Source organism: Sulfitobacter undariae (assembly GCF_014196805.1).
Taxonomy (GTDB): domain Bacteria; phylum Pseudomonadota; class Alphaproteobacteria; order Rhodobacterales; family Rhodobacteraceae; genus Sulfitobacter; species Sulfitobacter undariae.
Map to the genome: position 1 here is coordinate 121506 of NZ_JACIEI010000002.1, position 25144 is coordinate 146649.

27 protein-coding genes are annotated in these 25144 nt (G+C 56.4%); 20 read left to right on the forward strand and 7 right to left on the reverse strand.

Annotation, left to right across the window (positions count from 1 at the left end; translation table 11 throughout):
- The first annotated feature begins 91 nt into the window (after positions 1–91).
- The 5 genes from GGR95_RS04015 to GGR95_RS04035 all read left to right on the forward strand — a co-directional run bounded on the left by GGR95_RS04015 (position 92) and on the right by GGR95_RS04035 (position 7239).
- The gene (locus GGR95_RS04015; RefSeq protein ID WP_184563061.1) at positions 92–868 is read left to right on the forward strand and encodes a uracil-DNA glycosylase; all 777 of its coding nucleotides are present in this window, start codon (positions 92–94) and stop codon (positions 866–868) included.
- Positions 865–1470 carry a LysE family translocator gene (locus GGR95_RS04020; RefSeq protein WP_184563064.1) on the forward strand — a complete coding sequence of 202 codons (606 nt, stop codon included), beginning with the start codon at positions 865–867 and terminating at the stop codon, positions 1468–1470. Before GGR95_RS04015 ends, GGR95_RS04020 begins: the two co-directional genes overlap by 4 nt.
- A gap of 3 nt (positions 1471–1473) precedes the next feature.
- On the forward strand, positions 1474–2016 hold the full coding sequence (gene moaB / locus GGR95_RS04025; RefSeq protein ID WP_184563066.1) for a molybdenum cofactor biosynthesis protein B: 543 nt from the start codon (positions 1474–1476) through the stop codon (positions 2014–2016).
- A gap of 114 nt (positions 2017–2130) precedes the next feature.
- The gene (locus GGR95_RS04030) at positions 2131–3579 is read left to right on the forward strand and encodes an efflux RND transporter periplasmic adaptor subunit (RefSeq protein WP_184563068.1); all 1449 of its coding nucleotides are present in this window, start codon (positions 2131–2133) and stop codon (positions 3577–3579) included.
- A gap of 3 nt (positions 3580–3582) precedes the next feature.
- Positions 3583–7239, forward strand: coding sequence for an efflux RND transporter permease subunit (locus GGR95_RS04035; RefSeq protein WP_184563070.1), 3657 nt, complete (start codon positions 3583–3585; stop codon positions 7237–7239).
- A gap of 4 nt (positions 7240–7243) precedes the next feature.
- On the opposite strand, the gene GGR95_RS04040 is transcribed toward GGR95_RS04035, so the two are convergent.
- Complete coding sequence (locus GGR95_RS04040) at positions 7244–8050, reverse strand: protein-disulfide reductase DsbD domain-containing protein (RefSeq protein WP_246423279.1); 807 nt, start codon at positions 8048–8050, stop codon at positions 7244–7246.
- A 126-nt stretch (positions 8051–8176) separates the two neighbouring features.
- Between GGR95_RS04040 and GGR95_RS04045 the strand changes: the two genes are divergently transcribed.
- Positions 8177–8731, forward strand: coding sequence for a YqgE/AlgH family protein (locus GGR95_RS04045; RefSeq protein WP_184563072.1), 555 nt, complete (start codon positions 8177–8179; stop codon positions 8729–8731).
- Here GGR95_RS04045 and GGR95_RS04050 read toward each other — a convergent pair.
- Positions 8728–9672 carry an L-threonylcarbamoyladenylate synthase gene (locus GGR95_RS04050; RefSeq protein WP_184563074.1) on the reverse strand — a complete coding sequence of 315 codons (945 nt, stop codon included), beginning with the start codon at positions 9670–9672 and terminating at the stop codon, positions 8728–8730. The two genes, GGR95_RS04045 and GGR95_RS04050, sit on opposite strands and share 4 nt — an antisense overlap.
- A 101-nt stretch (positions 9673–9773) precedes the next feature.
- Here GGR95_RS04050 and GGR95_RS04055 point away from each other — a divergent pair, with 101 nt between their 5' ends.
- The 5 genes from GGR95_RS04055 (at position 9774) to GGR95_RS04075 (ending at position 13869) form a co-directional block, all read left to right on the forward strand.
- Complete coding sequence (locus GGR95_RS04055; RefSeq protein ID WP_184563076.1) at positions 9774–11486, forward strand: acyl-CoA dehydrogenase; 1713 nt, start codon at positions 9774–9776, stop codon at positions 11484–11486.
- Positions 11486–12532: an MBL fold metallo-hydrolase gene (locus GGR95_RS04060; RefSeq protein WP_184563078.1), complete on the forward strand. Its 1047-nt coding sequence runs from the start codon at positions 11486–11488 to the stop codon at positions 12530–12532. Before GGR95_RS04055 ends, GGR95_RS04060 begins: the two co-directional genes overlap by 1 nt.
- A gap of 3 nt (positions 12533–12535) precedes the next feature.
- On the forward strand, positions 12536–13000 hold the full coding sequence (locus GGR95_RS04065; RefSeq protein WP_184563080.1) for a DUF6173 family protein: 465 nt from the start codon (positions 12536–12538) through the stop codon (positions 12998–13000).
- A gap of 102 nt (positions 13001–13102) precedes the next feature.
- Positions 13103–13237 carry an aa3-type cytochrome c oxidase subunit IV gene (locus GGR95_RS04070; protein WP_184563082.1) on the forward strand — a complete coding sequence of 45 codons (135 nt, stop codon included), beginning with the start codon at positions 13103–13105 and terminating at the stop codon, positions 13235–13237.
- A gap of 32 nt (positions 13238–13269) precedes the next feature.
- Entirely contained in the window at positions 13270–13869 is a 600-nt protein-coding gene (locus tag GGR95_RS04075) for a hypothetical protein (protein WP_184563083.1), read from the forward strand.
- On the opposite strand, the gene GGR95_RS04080 is transcribed toward GGR95_RS04075, so the two are convergent.
- The gene (locus GGR95_RS04080) at positions 13858–14184 is read right to left on the reverse strand and encodes an AzlD domain-containing protein (protein WP_184563084.1); all 327 of its coding nucleotides are present in this window, start codon (positions 14182–14184) and stop codon (positions 13858–13860) included. The two genes, GGR95_RS04075 and GGR95_RS04080, sit on opposite strands and share 12 nt — an antisense overlap.
- Positions 14181–14897, reverse strand: coding sequence for an AzlC family ABC transporter permease (locus GGR95_RS04085; RefSeq protein WP_184563085.1), 717 nt, complete (start codon positions 14895–14897; stop codon positions 14181–14183). Before GGR95_RS04085 ends, GGR95_RS04080 begins: the two co-directional genes overlap by 4 nt.
- A gap of 23 nt (positions 14898–14920) precedes the next feature.
- Here GGR95_RS04085 and GGR95_RS04090 point away from each other — a divergent pair, with 23 nt between their 5' ends.
- The 7 genes from GGR95_RS04090 to GGR95_RS04120 are packed head-to-tail and all read left to right on the forward strand — an operon-like array spanning position 14921 to position 20638.
- The gene (locus GGR95_RS04090) at positions 14921–15832 is read left to right on the forward strand and encodes a formate dehydrogenase accessory sulfurtransferase FdhD (RefSeq protein ID WP_184563086.1); all 912 of its coding nucleotides are present in this window, start codon (positions 14921–14923) and stop codon (positions 15830–15832) included.
- Positions 15829–16380 carry a hypothetical protein gene (locus GGR95_RS04095; protein WP_184563087.1) on the forward strand — a complete coding sequence of 184 codons (552 nt, stop codon included), beginning with the start codon at positions 15829–15831 and terminating at the stop codon, positions 16378–16380. Before GGR95_RS04090 ends, GGR95_RS04095 begins: the two co-directional genes overlap by 4 nt.
- Positions 16377–16904 (forward strand): hypothetical protein, encoded by a 528-nt coding sequence (locus GGR95_RS04100; protein ID WP_184563088.1) that lies wholly within the window; start codon positions 16377–16379, stop codon positions 16902–16904. Before GGR95_RS04095 ends, GGR95_RS04100 begins: the two co-directional genes overlap by 4 nt.
- On the forward strand, positions 16901–17443 hold the full coding sequence (locus tag GGR95_RS04105; protein ID WP_184563090.1) for a YcxB family protein: 543 nt from the start codon (positions 16901–16903) through the stop codon (positions 17441–17443). Before GGR95_RS04100 ends, GGR95_RS04105 begins: the two co-directional genes overlap by 4 nt.
- Complete coding sequence (gene mobA, locus GGR95_RS04110) at positions 17440–18042, forward strand: molybdenum cofactor guanylyltransferase MobA (protein ID WP_184563092.1); 603 nt, start codon at positions 17440–17442, stop codon at positions 18040–18042. The genes GGR95_RS04105 and mobA overlap by 4 nt, the downstream gene beginning before the upstream one ends.
- Positions 18039–18530, forward strand: coding sequence for a molybdopterin-guanine dinucleotide biosynthesis protein B (gene mobB, locus GGR95_RS04115; RefSeq protein ID WP_184563094.1), 492 nt, complete (start codon positions 18039–18041; stop codon positions 18528–18530). The genes mobA and mobB overlap by 4 nt, the downstream gene beginning before the upstream one ends.
- Positions 18527–20638, forward strand: a complete 2112-nt coding sequence (locus GGR95_RS04120) for a molybdopterin-binding protein (RefSeq protein ID WP_184563096.1) — start codon at positions 18527–18529, stop codon at positions 20636–20638. Before mobB ends, GGR95_RS04120 begins: the two co-directional genes overlap by 4 nt.
- On the opposite strand, the gene GGR95_RS04125 is transcribed toward GGR95_RS04120, so the two are convergent.
- From GGR95_RS04125 to GGR95_RS04135, 3 genes are all read right to left on the reverse strand, one after another.
- Positions 20635–21711: a hypothetical protein gene (locus GGR95_RS04125; RefSeq protein WP_221384695.1), complete on the reverse strand. Its 1077-nt coding sequence runs from the start codon at positions 21709–21711 to the stop codon at positions 20635–20637. The two genes, GGR95_RS04120 and GGR95_RS04125, sit on opposite strands and share 4 nt — an antisense overlap.
- A gap of 14 nt (positions 21712–21725) precedes the next feature.
- Complete coding sequence (gene greA, locus GGR95_RS04130) at positions 21726–22196, reverse strand: transcription elongation factor GreA (RefSeq protein ID WP_184563098.1); 471 nt, start codon at positions 22194–22196, stop codon at positions 21726–21728.
- 141 nt (positions 22197–22337) lie between these two features.
- Positions 22338–22718: a VOC family protein gene (locus tag GGR95_RS04135; RefSeq protein WP_184563100.1), complete on the reverse strand. Its 381-nt coding sequence runs from the start codon at positions 22716–22718 to the stop codon at positions 22338–22340.
- An 87-nt stretch (positions 22719–22805) separates the two neighbouring features.
- Between GGR95_RS04135 and soxR the strand changes: the two genes are divergently transcribed.
- Positions 22806–23261 carry a redox-sensitive transcriptional activator SoxR gene (gene soxR, locus GGR95_RS04140; RefSeq protein ID WP_184563102.1) on the forward strand — a complete coding sequence of 152 codons (456 nt, stop codon included), beginning with the start codon at positions 22806–22808 and terminating at the stop codon, positions 23259–23261.
- 137 nt (positions 23262–23398) lie between these two features.
- Positions 23399–25051 (forward strand): electron transfer flavoprotein-ubiquinone oxidoreductase, encoded by a 1653-nt coding sequence (locus GGR95_RS04145; RefSeq protein WP_184563694.1) that lies wholly within the window; start codon positions 23399–23401, stop codon positions 25049–25051.
- Positions 25052–25144 lie beyond the last annotated feature (93 nt).

Here is a 25144-nt window from a genome sequence, read left to right on the forward strand (position 1 = left end):
GTTTGGGCCGTTATAGGCCCGCAGGCACAGGCGGGCAAGAACCGCTGCATAGGGCATTTCGGATCGCGTGGTTGGCGCGTACACTGCACTAATGGAATCACTGGATTTTCACACGGCGCGCGCGCTTTTGGAGTGGCAGATTGAGCTGGGCGCCGATGAATGCATCGGCGACGCCCCTGTCGATCGCTATGCGTTGCCTGACAAGCTGGTCAAACCAAACAAACCTGACATCAAGCCGCATCTGACCAAAGGGCCAGTCAAAATGGATGCGCCTGATCCTGTGGCCGAGGCGCAGAGCGCAGCACAGGGGGCAACTACGCTGGACGAATTGCGTTTAGCGATGGAGGCGTTTGAGCGATGTGATCTCAAACGAGGTGCGCGCAATATGGTGTTTTCTGACGGGATCGCAGGTGCACCTGTTATGATCATCGGCGAGGCGCCAAACCGTGACGAAGACAGAGCAGGCAAGCCGTTTGTCGGCGATACAGGCGTGCTGCTGGACAGGATGTTTGCCGCCATCGATATGGGGCGCGAGCGTGCTGATGCCCCTCTCTATATTGCAAATGTCATACCGTGGCGGCCCAATTCGGGCCGTGATCCAAAGCCGGATGAAATCGCGATGATAAAACCGTTTTTGCTGCGCCACATCGAATTGGCTGCGCCCAAGGTGTTGGTGTTGATGGGTAATGGCGCCTGTCAGGCCCTTTTGGCGAAAGTAGGCGTATCGCGTTTGCGTGGAGAATGGACGCAAGTCGCTGGTTTGCCCGCAATGCCAATGCTGCACCCTGCGTCGCTTTTGCGAAACACGGATGCCAAGAAAGAGGCATGGGCGGATTTGTTAGAAATAAAGGCGGCGGTGGAAAAATGATTGATCCTGTAATCCTCTTGGCCTTTGTGCCTGCGGCCTTGGCGCTGAATGTAACGCCGGGGCCTGATATGATGTTATGTCTGGCGCAAGGGATGCGTTCGGGGCGGGCCTCGGCTTGGGCGGCCAGCGCGGGGGTCAGTGCGGGTGCCTTTGTGCATGTGACGGTTGCGGGTCTGGGCTTGGGCGCGGTTGTGGCAGCCTATCCTTGGGCGTTTTCAGCGATCCGTTGGATCGGGGTTGCGTACTTGCTGTATCTTGCGGTTCAGGCGTTGCGCAGCAACCAGATCAAAGCAGGCGGACAAGGGATGCGCCCGTTCAAAGCGTTCCGTGCAGGGTTTTTCACCAATTTGAGCAACGTCAAAGTCATCTACTTTGTGCTGGCTTTTATCCCGCAATTTGTCGTGCCCGAAGCAGGGCCGGTGTTTGTCCAGTTTCTGGTCTTTGGCAGCATGATTGCGCTGGGTGGTTTTGTGATCAACGGCATGGTTGGGGCTTATGCAGGCACATTCGGTGCCAAACTGATCGGCTCCAGCAAGACGCTGGGATATATTACCAGCGGCATTTACGCTGCCTTGGCCGCGCGCTTGGCGGTGATGGAGTAAGCGATGACAACGATGAACGAAGCAAAAGAATTCATACCCGTGCGGATCGCGGTTTTGACCGTGTCCGATACACGTGACATGACCCAAGACCGTTCGGGCGACGTGCTTGTGTCGCGGCTGGAGGCGGCGGGCCATGTCTTGGCCGACCGTAAAATCCTGCGCGATGAGCGTGCCGAGATCGCGCAGCAGTTGCGCGACTGGTGCGCAGAGCCCCAGATTGATGTTGTGATTTCAACTGGCGGTACAGGGCTGACGGGGCGTGATGTCACCGTCGAGGCGCACCGCGATGTCTATGAAAAAGAAATTGATGCTTTCGGGACGGTGTTCACCATTGTCTCTATGCAAAAGATCGGGACCAGCGCCGTGCAATCGCGTGCAACAGGCGGTGTGTCGAATGGCACGTATCTGTTTGCGCTGCCCGGCAGTCCCGGGGCGTGCAAAGACGCATGGGATGAAATTTTGGTCAAGCAGTTGGATTATCGCCACCGCCCCTGCAACTTTGTTGAGATTCTCCCACGGCTGGACGAACACCAGCGCCGTAAATAGGCCGCACTTCTAAGCGTTGCTATGATATTGGTCTGGCGCATGTATATGCTGCGACAGGTTTGGACGCGGTAGAAAGCCAACTATTGTAAGTGAAATGTTTAACGTGAGTGTGCAATGCGGTTTCTGAGACAAAGCATGGTCGGCCTGTTTCTGGCGGCTGTTACCTTGGGCTTGTTGGTCTGGGCGGTTGAACTAGTCGGTGGGGCGGTTCAAACGCGGATGGCGGATAAGTCGGTTGAACGTGCCGCTCGGGAGCGTGTTTTCACTGTCAACGTTGTGCAGGCTATAGAGAGCACCCGAACACCGATCCTTGAGAGTTTTGGCGAAATCGCAAGCCGCCGGACGCTAGAGTTAAGGGCGGCAGGAAGCGGGCGTGTGATCGCCTTGGCCGCAGGGTTTGAAGATGGCGGTCGCGTGCGTGCAGGCGATGTGTTGTTGCGGATTGATCCGGTTGATGCGCAGGCTGCTGTGCTGCGCGGGCAAAGTGATCTGGCGGATGCAATGGCCGAAATTCGCGATGCTGAGCGTGCAGTTGATCTGGCGCAGGATGAATTATCTGCGGCGCAAGAACAGGCGGCGTTGCATTTGCGCGCTGCACAACGTCAGTTAGATTTGGTTGGGCGTGGTGTTGGAACCACAGCAGCGACAGAAACAGCCGAGCTTGCAGCATCTGCTGCGCGACAGGCCGTTTTGTCACGGCGTCAGGCAGTGGCGCAGGCGCAAGCACGGATTGATCAGGCGGCAAATGCCAAGACCCGTGCGCAGATTGCTTTGGCGGAACTGGAACGAGGATTAGCGGATACCGTTCTACGCGCACCCTTTGATGGCACGCTGAGCGCTACAAGCGTCGTTGAAGGCCGTTTGGTCAACGCAAATGAACGTGTCGCGGATTTGATTGATCCTGATGATCTGGAAGTCTCTTTCCGTTTGTCGATCGGGCAATATGCGCGGATGCTGGATGCGGAAGGGCAAGTTTTGAAATCAGAGCTTCGTGTGGGGCTGGATGTTTCGGGGGCGAACCTCGAAGCGGTCGGTCGTGTGACGCGTACCTCTGCTGCCGCAGGGGCGGGCCAGACAGGGCGGTTGGTATTTGCAAAGCTGGATACGGCGGCGGGTTTCAAACCGGGTGATTTTGTCACGATCAGTTTGCAAGAACCCGCGTTAGAAAACGTTATGCGTTTGCCTGCCTCGGCAGTTGATGCGGCGGGGGCCGTGCTGCTTTTGGGGCCAGAAGATAGGTTAGAGGCGGCGACAGTAAAGGTGCTGCGGCGGGTTGGCGGCGCTGTTTTAGTGCGCGGCGACATCGCAGGCCGCGAAGTGGTTGAAGCCAGATCGCCATTGATGGGCGCTGGCATTAAGGTGAAACCGTTGCGCAAAGGCGCCAAGCCAGACGCGCCGCAGATGCTGGAGCTAACAAACGAGCGGCGGGCAAAGTTGGTGGCCTTTGTTGAAGAAAACACACGTATGCCCGAGGCTGCCAAGGCGCGCGCACTTACACAATTGGCCGAACCATTGGTCCCTGCGCAGATGGTTGAGCTGATCGAGCGCCGGATGGGGGGCTAACCTATGGTACGCCCAATCCCCAAAACCGCTGGCGGAATTCTGTCGTATTTCACGCGGCATAAAACAGTGGCAAACCTGCTGCTGGTGCTGATGGTTGTTGCGGGGCTTGTTGCGGCGCCAAACATGAGGGCGCAATTTTTCCCCGATGTTATTGTGGACAGCGTCACAGTGTCCACTGTTTGGCGGGGGGCTGGCGCAGATGATGTAGATGAGGCGATCAGTCAGGTGCTGGGCACAGCCTTGTTGGGGCTGGAAGGGATTGAAAGCACTTCCAGCACATCGCGTGAGGGCAGCAGCACAATTTTTCTGGAGTTCGAGCCGGATTGGGACATGTCGCGTGCAGCAACAGATGTGCAAACAGCCGTTGATGCGATCACAACCCTGCCAGAGGAAGCCGAAGACCCAAATGTAAGGCGCGGCGCATGGCGTGACCGCGTGACAGATGTGGTCATCACAGGCCCGGTCGCGCCAGAGCAATTGGGTCGATTTGCTGATGAATTTGTGACCCGCCTTTTTGCTGCGGGTGTCACTCGTACCTCCATTCGCGGGGTCGCTGCGCCACAAACGCTGGTTGAAGTGCCGTCATCCCGTTTGATCGCCTATGATGTGACGATGGCACAGATTGCGGCGGCTATTGCATCAGAAGTAGATGCTGATCCGGCGGGGGATGTGGACGGCGCAAATGCACGTGTGCGCACAGGTATTGCCAAACGTACGCCACAACAGATCGCTGGGATCACGCTGAGATCGGATGCAGATGGGTCCAAATTGCTGGTGGGCGATGTGGCCACGGTCTTGGCGCTGGGTATTGATCGCAATATGGGATTTTTCGTTGGTGACAATCCCGCAATGACCGTGCGGGTGGACCGCTCGGAACGTGGTGATGCCATTGGCATCCAACATGACGTCGAGAGAGTCGCAGCCGATCTTCAAGCAAGCCTGCCTGCATCCGTACGGGTGGAATTGATCCGTACAAGGGCCGAAGCTATTTCCGGGCGTTTGGACCTGCTGGTGGGGAACGCGCTGGTCGGGCTTGGGCTTGTGGTGGCGTTGTTGTTTTTATTCCTCAATGCGCGCACGGCGTTTTGGGTGGCTGCGGGGATACCTGTTGCCATGGGGGCTGCTATTGCTTTGATGTATGCGGGCGGTTTGACGATTAACATGATTTCGCTGTTCGGGTTGATCATCACGCTTGGAATTGTGGTGGATGATGCGATTGTGGTTGGGGAACATGCCGATCACCGCTACCGTTTGGGCGGGGTTAGTGCCGCTGAGGCGGCAGAGGGCGCTGCGCAACGCATGGCAATGCCTGTCTTTGCTGCGACACTCACAACCGTGATAGCGTTTTTCGGTCTGGTCGCCGTGGGGGGGCGGTTTGGCGGCCTGATCGCGGATATTCCCTTTACGGTGATCGCTGTTTTGTTGGCTTCTTTGATCGAATGCTTCTTGATCTTGCCGCACCACATGAAGTCCGCGCTGGCAGGGAGTGAGCGGCGGGAAAGCTTCTCTGCGTTTAAGCTGGTGATCGGGGGATTCGTAACTGCCGTGGTGGCAACGATGCTGGTCTCGGCTCTGATCTTTGGCGCGATTTGCCTGTTTTTGAGGCTCAATGGGGCGGATGTCGGGCAGGCCTATGGGCTGCTGTCGGGGGTATCGGTGGCATTGGTCGGGGTCACTGTGATTTTGATCGTTGGCTATTTCGTTTCACGTCCTGCGCGGTTGCGCCAAGTTTTGAACGGCATCGGGCGGCATGGGATTGATACGCCGTCATTTGTGGTGAACGCGGGTTTTGTCTGGATGCGCGAGCGGATGTTCAAACCCTTCATGGCGGGCGTTATTGCTGCACGTTACGTGGTGTTGGCAGGGGTTGTGACGGTGCTGGCCAGCCAGATCGCATTGTTCATCAGCGGGGATGTTCAATGGCGCTTCTTTAATTCGCCAGAGCGCGGTTCGGTTTCCGGTAATTTCATCATGGCCGAGGGCGCAACGCGTAGCGATACGTTGGAGATGATGCGCGAAATGCAGCGCGCTACTGATGCGGTCGCCGCCCAGTTAGAGGCCGAGCACGGGATCAATCCGCTGGAATATGTCATGGCGCAGATTGGCGGCAACAGCGGACGGGGTCTGGCGGCGGCAGAAAATAAAGACGGTGATCTGCTGGGTGGCATTTCGATTGAATTGATTGATGCCGATTTGCGCCCATATTCCAGCTCTGAGTTTGTTGGTCTGCTGCAAGACGAGGTGGTGAACCACCCCCTCTCCGAGAGTGTGAGCTTCCGTGGCTGGCGTTCTGGTCCGGGGGGCGATGCGCTGGACGTGCAGTTTTACGGTGCGGATACGCAAACCCTCAAAAACGCCTCGACGGAACTGCAAGCAGCGTTGCTACAATATCCCGAAGTCAGTGCGATGGAGGATGATCTGGCCTATGACAAGGAAGAGTTGATCCTTGATCTGACCCCGCAAGGGTTGGCATTGGGCTTTACCATTGATGAGTTGGGCCGCGTATTGCGTAACCGCCTGGCAGGGATCGAAGCGGCGACCTATCCAGAGGGCCCGCGCTCGGCCACAATACGGGTGGAATTGCCCGAGGGCGAACTGACAGCCGATTTTCTGGACCGTACCCAGATGCGCACGCCCGAGGGTAATTACGTGGCATTGTCCGATATCGTGAGCGTCCAGCAGCGCAGCGGTTTTGGCACAGTAAAGCGCGAAAACGGTATCCGCCTGATTTCTGTCACGGGGGACATCTCCGAAGATGATCCTGCGCGGGCAAGCGAGATAACCAAGATTATGCAGGAGGAAATTTTACCGCGCATCGCGTCAGAATTGCAGGTGGAATACCGCCTTTCAGGGTTAAGTGAGCAGGAAGACGAGTTTCTGAGTGATGCAATGACAGGGTTAATCCTGTGCCTGACAGGGATTTATCTGGTGCTGTCTTGGGTGTTTGGCAGTTGGACAAGGCCATTGGTGGTGATGGCAATTATCCCCTTTGGGCTGATCGGCACAATCTATGGGCATAATGCGTGGGATGTTCCCCTGAGCATGTTTTCAGTTGTGGGGATGTTGGGGATGACGGGCATTATCATCAACGATTCCATCGTTTTGGTCACTACGATTGATGAATATGCTGCTGAGCGCGGGTTGTTTCCCTCGATCATTGATGGCGCCGCAGACCGGTTGCGCCCTGTGATGTTGACCACCCTGACCACGGTTTTGGGCATGGCGCCGCTGTTGTTTGAGCAGAGCAGGCAGGCGCAATTCCTAAAGCCGACTGTGATAACATTGGTTTACGGTCTGGGATTCGGGATGGTTTTGGTGCTGCTTGTTGTGCCTGCGTTGGTTGCGGTACAGCATGACATTGCACGCCAGATTGCTGCAATGCGCCGTGGTACGCGCAGCCCTGTGCGCGGTCTTCAAATGGGGCTTTGGCTGCTGTGGGCAATCATTTTGGGTTGGGGGGCTGCTACGTTGGGATATGCCGCCGTGCAAGGCGGCCTCTGGGGGCCGATTGCAGCTGCCTTCAACTCGGTTGCCGTGATGCCCCTTATGCCCGCCGCTTTTGCGTTGTTTGTGGGGGGCACTGCTCTGGTGGTGTTGCTTGGGTATCTGTGCGGCGCTGCGTGGATGTTTGTCCGCACAAGGTCAAAACCGCAGCGCTAGCAGATCAGTCGGGCGTACATCCCCGCAGGTCAACAGCCAGAGATGACCCCAAAACCGTAAAGCGCAGCGCTGAGCGATCAACCGACAGCGGCCCTTTGGCACTACGGATCAACTCTGCCTCCGCCGTCAGCGTGTTGCCCGACCGGCGTGTTGTGGCCTCAGAGACCCAGACATCAGGATTGCCTGCTTCGATCACCACATGCTCTGTCTTGCCTGTTGAAGGCAAATTCAGGTTTGCGGTGATTTTTAGGCCCTCTTTGGTGGGGCGGAGCGAGCAAGTGACGCCTTTGGCACCTGCCTCGGCGGCGCTATAGGGTTGCTCGGCCAATGCTGCGGCAATGGCGGGCAGGGGGGTACGGGATTGAGAATTCAGCGTCCCTTTGATCGATAAGGTTTCAGGTATGCAGATGTCTTTGCACACGCCAATTTCCAATGTCAGGTTAATGTCTACGGGCTTGCCTGCCTGCTTGGGCGACACCGCAAGCGGCAACATCACCTGATTGTAATACCCAACAGATCGCATGCCGCTTTGGTCAAATACTTTGGGCGTTGGCCAACTGATACTGACATCACGCAGGTTGCGTGATCCGCGCCAATTAAAGTCGGGTGGAATGCCTGCATCGCCCGGCGCGCGCCAATAGGTTTTCCATTCAGGTGCCAGTGTAAGCTGGATCGCACTGATGCGCGTACCATCGGCTTGCTGCCAACCGTCGACCAGTTTGGCCGTCACAACGGTGCCAATCGGGTCTGCCGCATGGGCAGGTGTAAACGGGATCATCAGAGCGGTGGCGCAAAGCAGATTTTTTATCATGCTTCCTATGTGGCGTGGCTTGCCGTCTTTGCCAAGTCACAAACCAGTTAGTCATGTTTCGCCGAAGGCGCTTGCAGCTTTGTGTTAGGCTGGGCACATTGGTGTTGGATGTGGCAGGAGGCGTGCATGGATTTGGCAGGACAATTTCTTGTGGCGATGCCGGGAATGGATGACCCCCTGTTTTCGCGGTCGGTTGTTTTTATTTGCGACTATTCTCAAGAGGGCGCGATGGGAGTGATTATCAATAAACCCGCCGTTGATCTGAAGCTGGCTAAGGTACTGACGCAATTGGAGATGCCGGTCACTGCCGACCTTTCGCAAGCGCCAGTCAATCTGGGCGGCCCGGTTCAGACCACACGTGGATTTGTGTTGCACCGCGATACGGCGCGCAGCGCGCCTGAGCCGTTGGTTATACCGGGCGGCTATGTTTTGACCGCGACCAAAGACATTCTGGAAGACATCGGCGCGGGTAACGGCCCTGATCCATACCTATTTACGCTTGGTTTTTCGGGCTGGGGGGCAGGGCAGCTGGATAATGAAATTGCGTTGAATGGTTGGCTCACCACGTCTGCGACGCCTGAAATGGTGTTCAACACGGACCGCGATGCCGTGTGGGAAGCCGCCGTGCGCAGCATTGGCATTGATCCGCTTGGCCTTTCGGCTGTGGCAGGGCGCGCTTAGTCGCGGGGTGCGGCAGCGCGGTTCAGGCGGTCATTGATGGCGCGGCCTAAGCCGTGCATCGGAATGGGGGCCACTGCAATCGGGCCGCCCATGGCGTCCAGCAGATGCAGATGCCCAAACAGATTTGCTGCAGCTTCTGCCAAATTTCCGCTGGGCGACAGATTTAGAATGCCGTCAATTGCCCCAAACCCCAGCAGATGTTCACTGTCTTCTGCGGTGGTTGCATTCAGGCGGACTGTACCACGCGGTGCATAATGTGAAGAGAGCTGTCCGGGGGCAGTGATGGCGCTGTTCGTGTGAGAGCGCAGCGCAGCGCCAAGTGTTACTTCTATATCTTCGAGGGACACGCCGCCTTGGCGCAGCAGCACCGCATGCGGGCCGTCAAATCCGATTATAGTGCTTTCAACGCCCACGGCGCAGGGGCCGTCATCCAGAACGGCTGCAATGCGTCCGTTTAGTCCCGCCATAACGTGTTGCGCGGTTGTCGGGCTGATCCGTCCTGACGGGTTGGCCGATGGTGCTGCAACGGGTCCATTAAATTGCCGCAGTAACGCCTGTGCTGCAGGATGTGCAGGCACGCGCAATCCGATGGTGTGCAATCCTGCTGTCACCAGCGGCGATAGCCCGTGGTTTGCCTGCAAAGGTAATACCATTGTCAGTGGGCCGGGCCAGAAAGCCTGGGCCAGTTTGTCTGCCTGCGGGGTCCACTGAACATAACTTTGGGCGGTTGCGGTATCAGCAACATGCACAATCAGCGGGTTAAACGAAGGTCTGCCTTTGGCGGCATAGATCGCGGCAACGGCCTCGCCCTGCCGTGCATCGGCACCCAGACCGTAAACTGTCTCGGTCGGGAACGCGACAAGCGCGCCGTTGCGCAAAATCTCGGCTGCGCGCGCTAGGCTTGCGGTATCAGCGGAGAGACGTTCCGTTTGATGGGGCATGGCCTGTTCCTTTTACTTTGACGCCGCGTTTTGATTGCACTTGGGCTGGTGTCTGTCCATCGTGGTACAAAATATGCCACTAGTATGTGAGAGAGACCTTTATGACGTATCGTGCGCCGGTAGAAGACTACAATTTCCTGTTTGATCATGTTGTTGGTCTGGAAGGGCTGCGCGCGACGCAGCGGTTTGAGGATGCCAGTGCTGATGTGACCCATGCCATCCTGACGGAGCTGGGCAAGTTGTGCGAAGAAAAGATTGCCCCTTTGCAGCGCAATGGTGATCTGAACGGTGCGTATCTGGAAAACGGTGTGGTGCGGACATCACCCGGCTTTCATGAAGGGTTTAAAGCGATTGCCGAAGGCGGCTGGGTTGGGATCTCGGCTGATCCTGAATACGGCGGTATGGGCTTGCCGATGGCGCTGACCGCTGCGGTGACAGATATGATGAGCGCCTCTTGCCTGTCGCTGCAACTGGCGCCGATGTTGACCCAAGGCCAGATCGAAGCGCTAGAGCATCACGCGAGTGACGAATTGAAGGCGCTGTATTTGCCCAAGCTAATCAGCGGCGAATGGACAGGCACGATGAACCTGACCGAACCCCATGCGGGATCGGACGTGGGGGCGTTGTCGTCCAAGGCCGAGGATAACGGCGATGGCACCTATGCGGTTTCCGGCCAGAAAATCTTTATCACTTGGGGCGACCATGACTTTGGCGGCAACGTATGCCATTTGGTTCTGGCGCGTTTGCCAGATGCGACACCGGGAGTGCGCGGGATCAGCCTGTTTATGGTGCCAAAGCTTTTGCCAGATGCCGACGGTAATCCGGGCGAACGTAACGGCGTGAGCGTTGTGAGTCTTGAGCATAAGATGGGTATTCACGGATCGCCCACTTGTGTGATGCAATTCGATAGCTCCAAAGGTTGGCTTGTTGGTAAAAAAGAAGGCGGCATGGCGGCGATGTTCACGATGATGAACAATGCGCGGATGGGCGTTGGCGGCCAAGGCATCGGCGTGGCGGATGCGGCCTATCAGCACGCGCTGGCCTATGCCCAAGAACGCAAGCAAGGCAAAACGCCAGAAAATGCCGAAGGCACCATCATTGGCCACGCAGATGTGCGCCGCATGTTGGCGACAATGAAGGCGGATATTTTTGCGGCCCGTGCGATTGCAGTATCCAATGCGGTGGCTATCGATATGGCCACCGCAACCGGTGATAAGGCATGGAAAGCACGCGCTGCCCTGCTGACGCCGATCACCAAGGCGTTTGGCACGGATACGGGTGTAGCTGTGGCTGAAATGGGTGTGCAAATCCATGGCGGCATGGGCTTTATCGAAGAAACAGGTGCCGCCCAATTCAGCCGCGATGTGCGTATCACCCCGATCTATGAGGGCACGAACGGCATTCAGGCGATGGATCTGGTGGCGCGTAAAATGATGGACGGCGGCGAGGCGGCTTTTGCCCTGCTGGACGAAGTCGAAGAAGACGTCGAGCGCGCCCGCGATGTGTTTCCGCGTATGGCGCGGGATGTTTGGGAATCCTGCGAAAGCATGCGGGAGGCAACGGAATGGTTGGTGTCACAAGAGGACATGCAAAACCGCTTTGCGGGGGCTGTGCCTTTCCTGCGTGCCTTTGCGCGTGTGCTTGGCGGGCATCTGCACCTCAAAGCCGCCTTGGCGGATCGCGGTGGTGCACGTGAAAAACTAGCCCGTTTTTACATCCAGCGTTTGCTGCCTGAACATGCATCATTGTTAACCCATGCGCAGGCAGGGGCAGAAGACCTCTATGCGCTGACCGCTGATGATTTGGCTGTATAATGGCTGAGAACAAACACAAAGGTTTGCGTTATCCTTGGGAAACACCACCCGAGGGGGCGCAGGCCATCGAAGTTGCGCCCGGCGTGTTGTGGATGCGCCTTGCGCTGCCGATGAAGCTGGACCATGTCAACGTCTATGCATTGGATGAGGGTGACAGCTGGACCATCATTGATACTGGGTTTTCCTCTAAGAAATCCAAAGAGATGTGGGCGCAGATCATGGCGGGGCCGCTGGGCGGGAAACCTATTAGCCGCGTTGTGGTCACACATCACCACCCCGATCATATCGGTCTTGCGGGATGGTTCCAGACCGTTCACGGGGCCGAATTGGTAACAACCCGCACCGCTTGGCTGATGGCGCGGATGCTGACGTTTGATACGCAAGACGTGCCAAATGCAGAGAGCCTCGCCTTTTACCGCTCGGCGGGGATGGACCCAGAGATTTACGCGAAACGCGCTGCGGACAGGCCGTTCAATTTTGCCGATATCGTTGATCCTTTGCCGCAAGGCTATTTGCGGATCAAACAAGGGGATAGCATCACCATGGGTGGCCGTACGTGGGATGTTCATATGGGTAATGGCCACGCGCCAGAGCACGCAACATTCTGGAGCCGCGACGATAATCTGGTGATCGCAGGTGATCAAATCCTGCCGTCGATCAGCCCCAATGTTGGCGTCTACGCAACCGAACAGATGGCCGATCCTATTGGCGAATGGCTGGAAGCTTGCGAGCGTCTGGCGCTTTTGGGGCATGTGGATCACTTGGTGCTGGGGGGGCACAAGCTGCCGTTCCAAGGGCTGCCCACGCGGATGCGCCAGCTGATTGATAATCATCACAGCGCGTTAAAACGCTTGTTAGAGTATATCGAGACCCCCAAAACCGCTGGCGAAGTTTTCCCGTCGCTGTTCAAAAGAGCGATAGGTGAGTCGGAATATGGTCTTGCAATGGTTGAAGCCTTTGCGCATTTGAGCCACCTTCACCAAGAAGGCCTTGCCACGCGTACAATGCGTGAAGACGGAGCATGGCTGTTTCAGCGCAAGGGGTGAGCAATGGATAACCAGATCAAAACCGCAGCCGAAGCCGTAGAGGCAGACGCGCTGCCGCGCATGCATGAGGTGCATAGTGATCCAGATGCGAAAAACGCTTCGGATCAACCCTTGCCCAAAGGCATGGCGGACAAGCCTGTGGCGCAAAAATCACCTGCCCAATGGGCCTATGAGCGCACGGTGCTTTACCTCAAAAAGTTTGAGGAGGGGCTGGATGATGATCACGAAATCGCGATGGGTTTTGCGGGAACTGATGCTGGCGTGCTCAAGATCGAGGGTATGGGGTATTTCGACCCTGATATTGTCACGTTCTACGGGGCTGATCCGGCTGGGGCAAAGATGCAACTTGTGCAACACGTAAGCCAGCTTAGCGTTGTGTTTCGTGCTTTGCCCAAAGCAATCGAGACGGAAAAACCCAACCGCATCGGGTTCAAACTGTTTCAGGAGCTGGAGAGCGACGAGGCATAAGTTGTTTCTTCTTGACCACATCGCGTACAACTGACGTGACAGCGTAGATAAAATGCCGTAATCGGTACGAAACATATTCCAAGACGATAGAAGGAACGCCCCATGGCTGAACATGAACATGGCTCAATGAACTCCGAAGAAAACCAAAAGATGTTTGACGCATTCATCACATTTGTGACGCGTTCATCCATCGCGATCATCGGCGTCCTTATCTTTATGGCGATTTTCGCCCGCTAATCCGTCAATCATTCTAGATTAAAGAGTTCCAGATGTTGAAATCGTTCCTCGCGCTGGCTTTGTCAGCGGCCCTTCTTGCCGGATGTTCTGACAAAGGCAAAGAATCGCCAACACAAGCGATCGAGGATGCGATCTACGTGAACCGTGGCCAGACCAAGCTGACGTTGATGACGATGATCAACAACCGCACGGGTGCTGGTGCGCATACGGCGCTGTTGGTTGAAAGCACGCAAACAGTGCTGTTCGACCCTGCTGGTTCGTTCAACCATGACAAAATTCCAGAGCGCGGCGATGTCTTGTACGGGATGTCACCTGATTGGGTGGAGTGGTATAAATCCGCCCATGCCCGTAGCACTTTCCATGTGGTTAGTCAGGAGTTCGTCGTAACGCCTGCGCAGGCAGCACGTGCCTTGCAGCTGGTTCAGGCAAATGGCGCTGTCACAAGCGCGTTTTGTGCCAATGCAACGTCGGGCATCCTGAGGCAGATAGAGGGGTTTGAATCCATCAAGCAGGTTTTCAAGCCCGAAAAGCTAATGGCGCAGGTTGAGCAGCTTCCAGGCGTTTCCACCACACGTCACTATGAAGACGATGAGGGCAATGTGATGGACGGTGTCAGGGCCCTAGCCCAGTAAGTACAGCAACCCGTAGAGCGTGCCAGCACCGCTGGTCATCGCAAGAAGCACGTTCTTTGTGCCCAATCCAACTGCCAGGGTCACAACGGCCGCTGCTGCACGTGGGATGTCGAACACACCGTCAGTGACCGAAGGCCAGACTACTTGGGGCGCGACAAGTGCGGGTAGTATCGCGACAGCGGTATAGCGCAGATGCCGCAGCAGCCAATCTGGCATGGCGCGGTCCCCAACAAGGCCCGTAAAGACAAAGCGCAAACCAAAGCTGCCGAGCCCCAATAAAATGATGACGGTCCAAAGCGCACCTGTTTCGATCATTTGTTTGCTCCCTTACGTTCCAGCCAGAGTTCCATTTGGGCGCCTGCCATCATGCCGGCGATACCCGCGATGATCAGGCCCAGCGAATAGGGCACACCCGCTGCCAAAAGGCTGACGACAACGGCAACCAATGCAGCCACCACATGGGCCATGGTGCGAAACATTGGCGCGATCATTGCCAGAAACGTGATGGGAATGGCAAAATCCAATGCCCAGCTTTCTGGAATTTGTGCGCCAACCAAGGCGCCAACCAGCGTAAAGCCATACCACATTGGCACAATCGGGGTGACCACACCCATAAAATAGGCCACCCGTGCAGGGACGGTCATGTCAGGCTCTTTTTCGAACTTGGATATGCTCACCAGATAGGATTGGTCGATTGTCATATAGGCACATAGGGCACGCTGCCACATTGGGGCCGCACCAATGTAAGGCGTGAGAGACGCCGAATACATTGCCATGCGTAGGTTAACCGCAAGCGCAGAGACCAGAACAATCACGGTGGGCGTGTTTTCTTGTAGCAATTGCAAGGCGGTAAACTGGGCTGCCCCTGCGATAACCACAATCGAGAACGCCATTGTCTCAATAATGTTCAACCCCGCCTCTGTTGCGATCACGCCAAACAGCGTTGCAAAGGGGATCACCATCAGAATGAAGGGAGCAGCGTCAAGTATGCCCTGACGATACGGAGATTTGCGGGTGGTAGTGGTCATGCGTTGCCCCTAGATTACCTGCAATGCGTAACGTGTTGACGGAGGGGACGCAATTGGCTGAACTGGATGATCTTTCAGAATATTTGATCGCTCCTGACCCGCAGGCGCGCCGTTTGACCCGTGCTGTGACGGGCTGGGATCATGAGGGTCAGGTCCAAGAGATTAACGTGGTTGAGGAACGGCCCCTGACGATCTACTTGAACGCGCAAGAAATCGTGACGGCCATGACCATCGGGGATTACCCTGATTACCTTGCGTTGGGATTCTTGCGCAACCAAGGCATGCTGAACCGCGATGATGAAATCACTGGCGTTGATTACGATGAAGACCTTGAAGTTGTCGTTGTCCGCACGGCGCGGCAGACGGACTATGAGGATAAGATGCGGCGCAAGACCCGCACCAGCGGGTGCGCGGTAGGCACGGTGTTTGGTGATATGATGGAGGGGCTAGAGGGTGTGGTTTTGCCACAAGCTGCGGTGCGTACGTCTTGGCTCTATGCCCTATCGGCCAAGATAAACCGCACGCCCAGCCTCTATTTGCAAGCGGGTGCGATACACGGCACGGTGTTGTGCTGTGGGGATCGCCCACTGGTCTATATGGAAGATGTCGGGCGCCATAACGCGGTGGATAAAATCGCGGGTTGGATGCTCTCGGAAGGTGTCAGCGCCGATGATAAGATACTGTACACAACGGGGCGCCTGACGTCTGAGATGGTCATTAAAACCGCGATGATGGGTATTCCTGTATTGGCTTCGCGCTCAGGCTTCACAGCGTGGGGTGTGGAAATTGCCCAGCAATTGGGCCTGACGCTGATCGGACGCATGAAGGGGCGACGGTTTATTTGCCTCTCGGGTGAAGAGCGCTTGCTGCGTGATGCAGACCCAGCCGCCATAGCTGATGAGCCACGTCGCGCTGGCCGAAAGGGCACAACATGAGCGAGGAACGTTGGGAGGTCGAGGTCAGGTCCAATGTAGGCGAGGTCTATGAGGCAATGGTTGCGGCTGGAAAAGTGTCTATGAACAAATCGCAACAGGTGCTGTCGTTTGCGCTGATGTTTTTTGTCTGTTTCTTCGCCCCGCTTGGCGCGACGATGCTGGCTTTTGTTATCGTCGGTTTGGCTGGCGGGCCACGGTTTGAAGACCTGCCAACCGGAGCGCTGCCCGTGACCTTTGCGTTATTTGGCGCTCTGGCCTTTTGGCTCTTGCGGCAATCCTATGTCATGATGGCACAAATATCTTTATCCTCACGCTTTGGGCGCAGATATGTTGCGACTGTGGCTGAGGATGGCGTCAACCTGAGGACCGCGCAAAGCCACTGGCATACGGGCTGGGGGGATGTGACCCAAGTGGTCGGGGGCAAGCAAACAATAACGATCTGTGTCTCTGCCGTTGCTCTGCCTTTGCCGCGCCGCGCTTTTAACGACCCGCTGGATGCAGACGCTGCCTTGGCCGCCATGCAACGTTGGCAGAGGGCGGGGCAATGACACAGTACACTCTGACCTACGAAATTGCTCCTGAAATGCTGCACCGCGCGATGCTCTCTTGGGCGCAGCCCGTGCGCAGCCGCAGGGCCAAGATGCTGCGTGTGGTGTTGGGGGCTGTCGGTTTTGTGGTACTGGTCGCCGCCATAGTGGTACTCTTGCAGTATGACATCGTCAGTAGGGGTTTTCTGCTTGGCGGATTGATCGGATTTTATGCAGGGCTTATTCTTTGGTATGTCATTCATAGGACAAGCACCCTTAAACTGGTCGGGTTTTCTGATGCGGCGATGAAGCGGCAAGGGATGATTGAGACCGTGTTCTGCGCTGATCACGTCACCATGACAACACAGATCAGCAAGGGGCGCATGGATTGGCGCTTCTTTGATGATGTTTCAGCACTGACCGATGCAACCGTGCTGCGGGCGGGGGCGATGGTGTATGCGGTGCCAGACGCCGCATTGCCGCATGGTGTTTCCCCAGCGGCCTTTCGGGATGATTTGATCCGCTGGCGCGAGGCTGGGATATGAGTGCTGTTTACAAATTCACATGCCCCGCTGATTACGAGGTGCTTCTTGCTGGGGTAAAAGTACCACCCCCTTTTGCCAAAGTCCGTGGCCAGACCCTCGGCAAATTGCTGCGCGTGCTACATTGCGTGTTGTTGGCATTGGGTGGCATCGGCTTTGGCTATGGGGTGTCAGAAATACTTACAGGCACACCTGTCTTGCTGCACTGGGCTACGGTGGTCGGAATATGTTTGGTCTATATCGCGATTTTCGGCACTATTCTTGTGACATATCCCATCATTGTCCGGCAGCTTATGGCCACCCGTATCAATCAAGGTGGGGTGGTTTTGACGATCGATGAAAGCGGCGTACAGTCGCAAGCGGTCCACTACAGCTCTCTTATCTCCTGGTCGGGCTTTGAGGGCGTGGGGGTGTCAAAGAAAGCGGTTTTGCTGTGGCTGGGCGGAAACCGCGTTTCTGTGCCCTTCAGCGCCTTTGACTCCCCTGATCAGATTGAAGCCTTTCAGGCAGACGTTAACAAATGGATCGAGGCATCCCGATGAAGCAACCCCTTGGTGTTATCCTTGCCGGCGGACAGGCTACCCGTATGGGCGGCGGCGACAAAGGTCTGCGCATGTTGGGCGGTCAAAGCCTGCTTGCGCGGGTTGAGGCACGGTTGGCACCGCAAGTGGCCGAGGTTGCGCTAAATGCAAATGGCGATGCGGCGCGCTTCCACGGGGTGGGTTTACCTGTGATCGCCGATAGTGTTGACGGCTTTGCCGGGCCATTGGCGGGTGTGCTGGCGGGGTTGGATTGGGCCGCTGCCCAAGGGGCCGATTTTATTGTGACTGCAGCGGCGGATACGCCGTTTCTTCCCTGTGATCTGGTGCCGCAGCTTTTGTTGGCATCTGAGGGTATGAATCACCCGCTGGTACTGGCCACCACCCCTGATCCGCAGCGCGGCCGCGCACGTCACCCCACCTTTGGCCTCTGGCCTGTAGCACTGCGCGGTGATTTGCGTGCAGCGTTACAAGGAGGGCTGCGCAAAGTGGTTCTTTGGACGGATGGGCATGATGGCCGTGAGGCATTGTTTCCCGACGAAAATGCGTTTTTCAACGTGAACACCCCTGATGATCTGGCCCGAGCGGAGACGATGTTATGAAGCTGTTTGGCGTGGTTGGATGGAAAAACGCAGGTAAAACGGGCTTGATGGAGCGGCTTGTCACCGAGATTACAGGCCGTGGATTTTCAGTATCCACTGTTAAACATGCCCATCACAGCTTTGACGTGGATCACCCCGGCAAAGACAGTTTTCGTCACCGCGAGGCAGGGGCATCGCAAGTGCTGCTGTCGTCGCGCAACCGTATTGCTCTGATGCACGAATTGCGCGGCGCGCCTGAGCCAACATTGGAAGAGCTGCTGCGTCAGCTTGCACCTGTGGATCTGGTGCTGGTGGAGGGGTATAAACGCGATGCCCATCCCAAAATTGAGGCGCATCGGTCCGTCACGGGAAACCCGCTGATCGCACCCGATGATCCGACCGTGCAAGCCGTGGCCAGCGATACCCCCCTGACTTTGGATCGTCCCGTTTTTGATCTGGATGACACGATTTCTATCGCTGATTTTGTCCTTGCCGAGGTGGGGTTGTGAGGCCCTTTGATACGGTTGTTGTTGTCGACTGGTCGGCTGGTAAACGCGCGGGTCCGACACCGCAAAAAGATGCGATTTGGCTGGGGATCACGCGGGAAGGGGGCAGCCTAGAGCCGCGCTATTGCCGCTCTCGGCGCGATGCCGAGCAGGCCCTAGAGCTGCTGATTTCGCAAGAAACCGTAGCAGGGCGGCGCGTGCTGTGTACGTTTGATTTCCCCTTTGGCTACCCGACAGGATTTACCCGTCATGTGACGGGGTCGGATGATCCTTTTGTGCTGTGGGATTGGTTTGAGGCGCAGATCACGGATGCCGAAGATGGCAGTAACAACCGCTATGATGTGGCAGAAAACCTCAACCAGATGTTTGATGGCATTGGCCCTTTTTGGGGTAAGTCACATGAGGATAGTTGGCCCGATCTGCCTTACCGCAAGGCGGGTATAAGCTTTGACCTTTTTGCCGAAAAGCGCAGCTGTGAAGGTCTGTCCAAAGCCGCTTCATCGTGTTTTCAGATGGCTTTTCCACCAACGGTTGGCGGGCAGGTCATGATGGGCTTGCCGACGCTCAACCGCTTGCGCCGTATGACAGGCGCCTGCGTGTGGCCGTTTGAAACGTGGCACGATGCGGATGTGGTCTTTGCTGAAATATGGCCGGGTGTGATCGAGAAAGCAGTCAAGTCTAGGCTTGCACAAGACGGGGCTGAGCAGATCCGCGACCGCGTACAGGTACAGCTTTTGGCAGATGCCTTGGCGCGGTTGCCGGTGTCGCGTTTGGCCGAACATATGACTGATGTGCCGCCCATTGCCCGTGAAGAGGGGTGGATATTCGGGGCAGGCATTTCGGACGAGTTGAACGCGCTGGCGGTGGCCGTGTCGTCCGTGCGAAACGATTGCTTTGCTTTGCCGCAAGGCGTGCACTGGACCCCGGTTGACGAGGCCTTGACGATGCTGCGCGAGCGGCTTTTGCCTGTGACCACAACTGAAACAGTGCCTTTGGCACAGGCCACAGGGCGCATTGCTGCGGTTGACGTGACCGCTATGCGGGCTAATCCGCCGCTCCCCAATACTGCTGTGGATGGCTACGGATTTGCGGGTGGGTGTGGGGATGGCACACACCGCTGGCCGTTGATGAAGGAGAGGGCAGCGGCAGGGGATGTGCCAATCACCGTGCCGCATGGCATGGCGATCCGTGTCCTGACAGGTGCGGCCGTGCCTGAGGGCGTGGATACGGTTATCTTACAAGAGGATGTCACTGTTGAAGAGGGTCACATCACATTTCACGGAAGCCTGAAACAGGGCAGTAATGTCCGCCGCGCAGGAGAGGATGTTCAGGCAGGTGATGTTGTTTTGGCAAGTGGCCGCATTGTTACCCCAGCTGATCTGGCGTTACTTGCGGCAACGGGTGTGTCCCATGTCTCCGTGCGCAAGCCGCTGCGCGTGGGGGTGTTGTCTACGGGCGATGAATTGGTTGAGGCCGGAGAGCCGACAACCTCAGGTCAGATATACGATGCAAACCGCCCCATGTTGCTGGCGATGTTGGCACGGCTAAATCATCAGGCTGTCGATCTGGGCCGCGCGCCGGATGACCGTGATGGATTACGTGCCAAGCTAGACGCGGCGGCGGGGCAGGTAGACGCTATTATCACCAGTGGTGGTGCTTCTGCCGGGGATGAAGATCACGTTTCGGCGTTGCTTGAAGAGGCGGGGGCGATGGGGATTTGGCGGATTGCTATGAAACCCGGGCGTCCGCTGGCCTTAGGGCTGTGGCGTGAAGTGCCTGTGTTTGGCCTTCCTGGCAATCCTGTGGCGGCGATGGTTTGCGCCTTGGTTTTTGCGCGGCCCGCGTTGGCGCAATTGGCAGGGGCGGAATGGGCCGTGCCACAAGGTTTCGATGTACCCGCAGCGTTTGAAAAGCGTAAAAAAGCGGGGCGCCGCGAGTATCTGCGCGCGCGTATCCGTGAGGGCCGCGTAGAGGTATTTGCTTCTGAGGGATCGGGCCGTATCAGTGGATTGAGCTGGGCCGAAGGGCTGGTAGAGTTGTCAGAACCAGCGCAGGATATCCGCGCTGGTGATCTGGTACGATTCATACCTTTTGGTAGTTTTGGTCTTTAATCAAACGTGCCTGCAACGCGGCCAAGCAGCATGAAAGCCCGTGCTGTGCGTGTATCGGCCATGGCGACAACCTCGGCGTCGGTGGCGACTTTTTCGAAATCGGCAAAGAGCTTGTCAAAGCGGCGCAAAAAGTGATGCGCTGCGTCGCGGAAGATCGGGTCTTGCTTCATGCGCCCTGATGTCAGCGCCAGTGATGATCGATCCCTGATGCCACCCAATGCGGCAATTGTCTTGCCACGTGAACCTTGCCCGAACATCCGCCAGATTTCCGGGCGTGCACGGTCGGGCCGCAGATCGTCCATATAGATGCCATCTTGGCTGAGCAGTGTTAGGATATCCTGTGCAGCTTGGATCAACTGGGCCGCATTGCGGTCCTTCATGGCGCGGCGTAGCGCGGCAAAGCCCGCTTCGTCCTCGGCGGTCTCGGGGAAATTCAGGGCGCGGATCAGATCATCGCCTTCGATGGGGGGCGTCATGTCGGTTGTTTGCGTGCCAAGAGCCAGCTTGGGTTGATCCTCGCTTGGGGGGGCAATAGCGGGCTTGGCCGCGCGCGGGGTTTCTTCGCGGCGGGTAGAGAAGGTGGCCAAAGCAGTTTCCGTTTTACGGGTTGCCGCTGCAATTTCATCCAGCTTGCGGTTTACTGAGGGTTCTGAGTTCAAACGTCCGCCCTGCTGTTGGGACAGATAAGCATGGCGAATGGCGTCGATAGCTGTTTGCAGGCGCTGGCTTTCTTCACGCATGATGCGGCTTGCGCGGGCTGCTGTGACGGCGACCCAAATCATTGCAATTGGCATGAATACGACAAGCATCGTAATCAAAAACCGCTGCCCGCCTTGCCCTTCCGTCGCGGCAGGTTCTTGCCCGAAGACAAAGAAGACCACGCAGACCAATACCCAAATGCACGATAGAACAACCGCTGCGATTTCGATGCCGGTGATGGTGCCTGCGCTGCTCTTGTCATAAATGCCAAGAGGTGTTGGCCGCGCAGACCGCGTTTGCGATCTAGCACCTGCGCGCGCGCCGTTGGGCTGTTCGCTATCGTCGTGTTCTAGGGTTCTGAGGGCATCAGACATATTGGGCGCTCCGCTCACGCATAGACGATTTTGAGAACCTCATAGGATTTCTGCCCCCCCGGAGTCCGGACTTCGACGCTGTCGCCTTCTTCTTTCCCGATTAAGGCACGCGCGATGGGGGACTTGATGTTCAGCAATCCCGCTTCGATGTTGGCTTCATATTCGCCTACAATTTGATAAGTTTTCTCTTCGTCGGTGTCTTCATCGACCAAGGTAACTTTTGCGCCGAATTTGATAGAGCCGGACAGCTTTGCAGGGTCGATGACCTCTGCAAGAGAAATGGCACCTTCCAACTCTTTCACACGGCCTTCGATGAACGACTGCTTTTCTTTTGCGGAATGGTATTCGGCGTTTTCGGACAAATCACCATGCTCGCGGGCCTCGGCAATTGCCTTGATGATAGCAGGACGCTCAACCGTTTTCAGGTGTTTGAGTTCCGTTTCGAGGGCTGTGTGACCCGCGCGGGTCATTGGAATTTTTTCCATGGTGTTCGTGTCCGTAATACTAAGGCGCGCCCCGAAATTACTCGGGGCGCGTGTTTGCGTTGCAGTTACCTGACCCAATATCAGAGTTAAATGCAAGGAGATAAGGTGCAAGGGCAGGCGCGGTTTCGCCGAAAGCGGGGTTTAATCGTATTGAACGACTTCGTATTCGATACCGTCATTATCGTGAAAGTAGAATCTGCGGCCCGGTTCATAGTCTGCATGGTTTTTGGTGACAAAGCCGAGCGTTTTCACTTTTGCTTCGGCTTTCTCCAAGTCTTCTACGGTAACCGCAATGTGATTCAATCCTGCGAGTTGAGCGTAGCTGTCTGTTTTAGCCTGTGGAGGTTTTGGGGGTGTATATAGCGCTAAATATTGGCTGTCTGTCCCCACATGTATCGTGTGGCCTCCTGAAATGGCATCGCCTTGCCAGCGGATACGCCAGCCAAACAGTTCCTCCATCCAATGTGCTGTGGCTGCTGGGTCCGAGACGGTGAAATTTGCGTGTTCCAGTTGTGCGGTCATGGCGCGTTCCTTGTTGAAATTGAGGTGACGCCCTTATCTCTAATTGCTAAACCTAACTTTAGGTCAAGGTATATTTTGGAGAAAATTGTGGCGATAAATGACGGGCTGACAATCGGTGCATTGGCCACGCGCACGGGCCTGGCGGTGTCTGCAATCCGCTATTATGAGGCGCAAGGGCTGATCAAGCCGTGGCGCAACGGGGGCGGGCAGCGCCGGTTTGCCCGCGCTGATTTGCGACGGCTGAGCTTTGTGATGATTGCCCAGCAGTTTGGTTTCACCTTGCCGCAAATACGTATTCAGTTGGAGGGGCTGCCAAATGGGCGTACCCCGACCAAGGCAGATTGGGCCGCCATCAGCGCGGGATTTCGCGACAGTCTGGATGCACGGATTACGACCCTGACCAAACTGCGGGACAATCTGGATGGGTGCATCGGGTGCGGTTGCCTGAGCCTTGAGGCCTGTGCGCTCTATAATCCACAAGATAAGGCTGCCGAGAACGGTCAGGGGCCGCGTTATCTTATGGGGGATGTCCCTTCCAATTAGGTAGAGGCATGCAGGATGTGGTGATTGGGCAATAAGGACCCTTTTATAACGGTTTTAACGTATGGTCGCGATTGCAATGCAGGGTGTCAGGCGATACCTCGGATAAAACCGTTTTTGACGCAGAGGGAGCGACTGATATGTCCGATATGGAACGCGAAGCGATGGAATACGACGTTGTGATCGTTGGAGCAGGTCCTGCGGGCCTGTCAGCGGCTATTCGTCTCAAGCAACTTGACGCTGATTGCAGTGTTGTTGTGTTGGAAAAAGGCTCTGAAGTGGGGGCGCATATCCTTTCAGGTGCGGTTCTGGACCCTTGTGGCCTTGATGCGCTGATCCCTGACTGGAAAGCAAAAGGCGCACCATTGAATGTGCCGGTAGTCGAAGATAACTTCTATGCGCTTGGCGCGTCAGGTGAAATTCGCATCCCGAACTTCCCCATGCCGCCGCTGATGAACAACCACGGCAATTACATCGTCTCCATGGGCAATGTCTGCCGCTGGATGGCAGAACAAGCCGAAGAAATGGGCGTCGAAATCTTCCCTGGTATGGCCTGTTCCGAGATCGTCTATGGCGAGAACGGGGAAGTCAAAGGCGTGGTCGCAGGCGAAATGGGCTTGGGCGCAGATGGTAAACCCGGTCCCAGCTATGAGCCGGGCATGGAGCTGCATGGCAAATATGTCTTCCTGAGCGAAGGCGTGCGTGGATCGCTGTCACAGCAAGTGATTGCCAAATATGATCTGGCAAAAGGCAAAGAGCCGCAGAAATACGGCCTTGGCATGAAAGAAATCTGGGAAATCGACCCTGCCAAGCACAAATTGGGCACCGTGACCCACACGATGGGCTGGCCCTTGGGCAGCAAGGCGGGCGGTGGATCGTTCATCTATCACCTTGAAAATAATCAAGTCTATGTGGGTTTTGTTGTCCACCTTGGCTATAAAAACCCGCATGTTTTCCCTTACATGGAATTCCAGCAGTTCAAACATCACCCGATGGTGGCGGAATTGCTGAAGGGCGGCAAACGTGTGGCGTATGGCGCACGTGCGATCACTGAGGGTGGTTACCAATCCATGCCCAAGATGGTTGCACCGGGCGTGGCGTTGTTGGGTTGTTCTGTGGGTATGGTTAACGTGCCGCGGATCAAGGGCAACCACAACGCGATGCTGTCTGGCAAAGCCGCAGCCGAAGCCGCGTTCGAGGCGATCACGGCGGGCCGTTCAGGGGATGAACTACCTGATTACGAAGCAGCCGTTCGTGACGGCGAGATCGGTAAAGATCTGTACAAGGTGCGTAACGTCAAGCCGCTGTGGTCCAAATTTGGCCTGATTGCCTCTTTGGCGGTTGGTGGCTTTGACATGTGGTGCAACACATTGTTTGGCGGTTCGCTTATGGGGACGCTCAAGCATGGTAAATCGGATGCGGAAGCGACCGAACCCGCAAATAAGCACCAAAAGATCGACTACCCCAAACCAGATGGCAAGCTCAGCTTTGACCGCCTGACCAACGTGGCTTTCGCCTTTACCAATCACGAAGAAAGCCAGCCTGCGCATTTGACGCTTAAGGATGATACCGTGCCTGTTGTTGTAAACCTTCCGGTATATGCAGGTCCTTCCGCGCGGTATTGCCCTGCGGGTGTGTATGAATTCGTTGAGGAAGAAGGCAAAGATCCACGGTTTGTGATCAACTTCCAGAACTGCGTGCATTGTAAAACATGCGATATCAAAGACCCCAGCCAGAACATCGTCTGGACAACGCCGCAGGGCGGTGATGGGCCGAACTACCCGAACATGTGATCAATTGTTGCGGCTTCCTGCCTATTTGGGTGGGAAGCCGCCATTGCGCGGACGCGCAAACATGCTAGCTTGGCATGAAAATTATGAGGCCAA

Excerpts from the sequence above, each read along its gene's own strand:
- GGR95_RS04075 (WP_184563083.1), top strand. The coding sequence starts at position 13,270 with ATGTTGAAATCGTTCCTCGCGCTGGCTTTGTCAGCGGCCCTTCTTGCC.
- GGR95_RS04095 (WP_184563087.1), top strand. The coding sequence starts at position 15,829 with ATGAGCGAGGAACGTTGGGAGGTCGAGGTCAGGTCCAATGTAGGCGAG.
- GGR95_RS04080 (WP_184563084.1), bottom strand. The coding sequence starts at position 14,184 with ATGATCGAAACAGGTGCGCTTTGGACCGTCATCATTTTATTGGGGCTC.
- GGR95_RS04125 (WP_221384695.1), bottom strand. The coding sequence starts at position 21,711 with ATGTCTGATGCCCTCAGAACCCTAGAACACGACGATAGCGAACAGCCC.
- mobB (WP_184563094.1), top strand. The coding sequence starts at position 18,039 with ATGAAGCTGTTTGGCGTGGTTGGATGGAAAAACGCAGGTAAAACGGGC.
- GGR95_RS04020 (WP_184563064.1), top strand. The coding sequence starts at position 865 with ATGATTGATCCTGTAATCCTCTTGGCCTTTGTGCCTGCGGCCTTGGCG.
- GGR95_RS04085 (WP_184563085.1), bottom strand. The coding sequence starts at position 14,897 with ATGACCACTACCACCCGCAAATCTCCGTATCGTCAGGGCATACTTGAC.
- GGR95_RS04145 (WP_184563694.1), top strand. The coding sequence starts at position 23,399 with ATGTCCGATATGGAACGCGAAGCGATGGAATACGACGTTGTGATCGTT.
- GGR95_RS04040 (WP_246423279.1), bottom strand. The coding sequence starts at position 8,050 with ATGATAAAAAATCTGCTTTGCGCCACCGCTCTGATGATCCCGTTTACA.
- GGR95_RS04070 (WP_184563082.1), top strand. The coding sequence starts at position 13,103 with ATGGCTGAACATGAACATGGCTCAATGAACTCCGAAGAAAACCAAAAG.
- GGR95_RS04030 (WP_184563068.1), top strand. The coding sequence starts at position 2,131 with ATGCGGTTTCTGAGACAAAGCATGGTCGGCCTGTTTCTGGCGGCTGTT.
- moaB (WP_184563066.1), top strand. The coding sequence starts at position 1,474 with ATGACAACGATGAACGAAGCAAAAGAATTCATACCCGTGCGGATCGCG.
- GGR95_RS04105 (WP_184563090.1), top strand. The coding sequence starts at position 16,901 with ATGAGTGCTGTTTACAAATTCACATGCCCCGCTGATTACGAGGTGCTT.
- GGR95_RS04100 (WP_184563088.1), top strand. The coding sequence starts at position 16,377 with ATGACACAGTACACTCTGACCTACGAAATTGCTCCTGAAATGCTGCAC.
- GGR95_RS04050 (WP_184563074.1), bottom strand. The coding sequence starts at position 9,672 with ATGCCCCATCAAACGGAACGTCTCTCCGCTGATACCGCAAGCCTAGCG.
- mobA (WP_184563092.1), top strand. The coding sequence starts at position 17,440 with ATGAAGCAACCCCTTGGTGTTATCCTTGCCGGCGGACAGGCTACCCGT.
- GGR95_RS04060 (WP_184563078.1), top strand. The coding sequence starts at position 11,486 with ATGGCTGAGAACAAACACAAAGGTTTGCGTTATCCTTGGGAAACACCA.
- greA (WP_184563098.1), bottom strand. The coding sequence starts at position 22,196 with ATGGAAAAAATTCCAATGACCCGCGCGGGTCACACAGCCCTCGAAACG.
- GGR95_RS04015 (WP_184563061.1), top strand. The coding sequence starts at position 92 with ATGGAATCACTGGATTTTCACACGGCGCGCGCGCTTTTGGAGTGGCAG.
- GGR95_RS04090 (WP_184563086.1), top strand. The coding sequence starts at position 14,921 with ATGCGTAACGTGTTGACGGAGGGGACGCAATTGGCTGAACTGGATGAT.
- GGR95_RS04065 (WP_184563080.1), top strand. The coding sequence starts at position 12,536 with ATGGATAACCAGATCAAAACCGCAGCCGAAGCCGTAGAGGCAGACGCG.
- GGR95_RS04135 (WP_184563100.1), bottom strand. The coding sequence starts at position 22,718 with ATGACCGCACAACTGGAACACGCAAATTTCACCGTCTCGGACCCAGCA.
- GGR95_RS04055 (WP_184563076.1), top strand. The coding sequence starts at position 9,774 with ATGACGTATCGTGCGCCGGTAGAAGACTACAATTTCCTGTTTGATCAT.
- GGR95_RS04045 (WP_184563072.1), top strand. The coding sequence starts at position 8,177 with ATGGATTTGGCAGGACAATTTCTTGTGGCGATGCCGGGAATGGATGAC.
- GGR95_RS04035 (WP_184563070.1), top strand. The coding sequence starts at position 3,583 with ATGGTACGCCCAATCCCCAAAACCGCTGGCGGAATTCTGTCGTATTTC.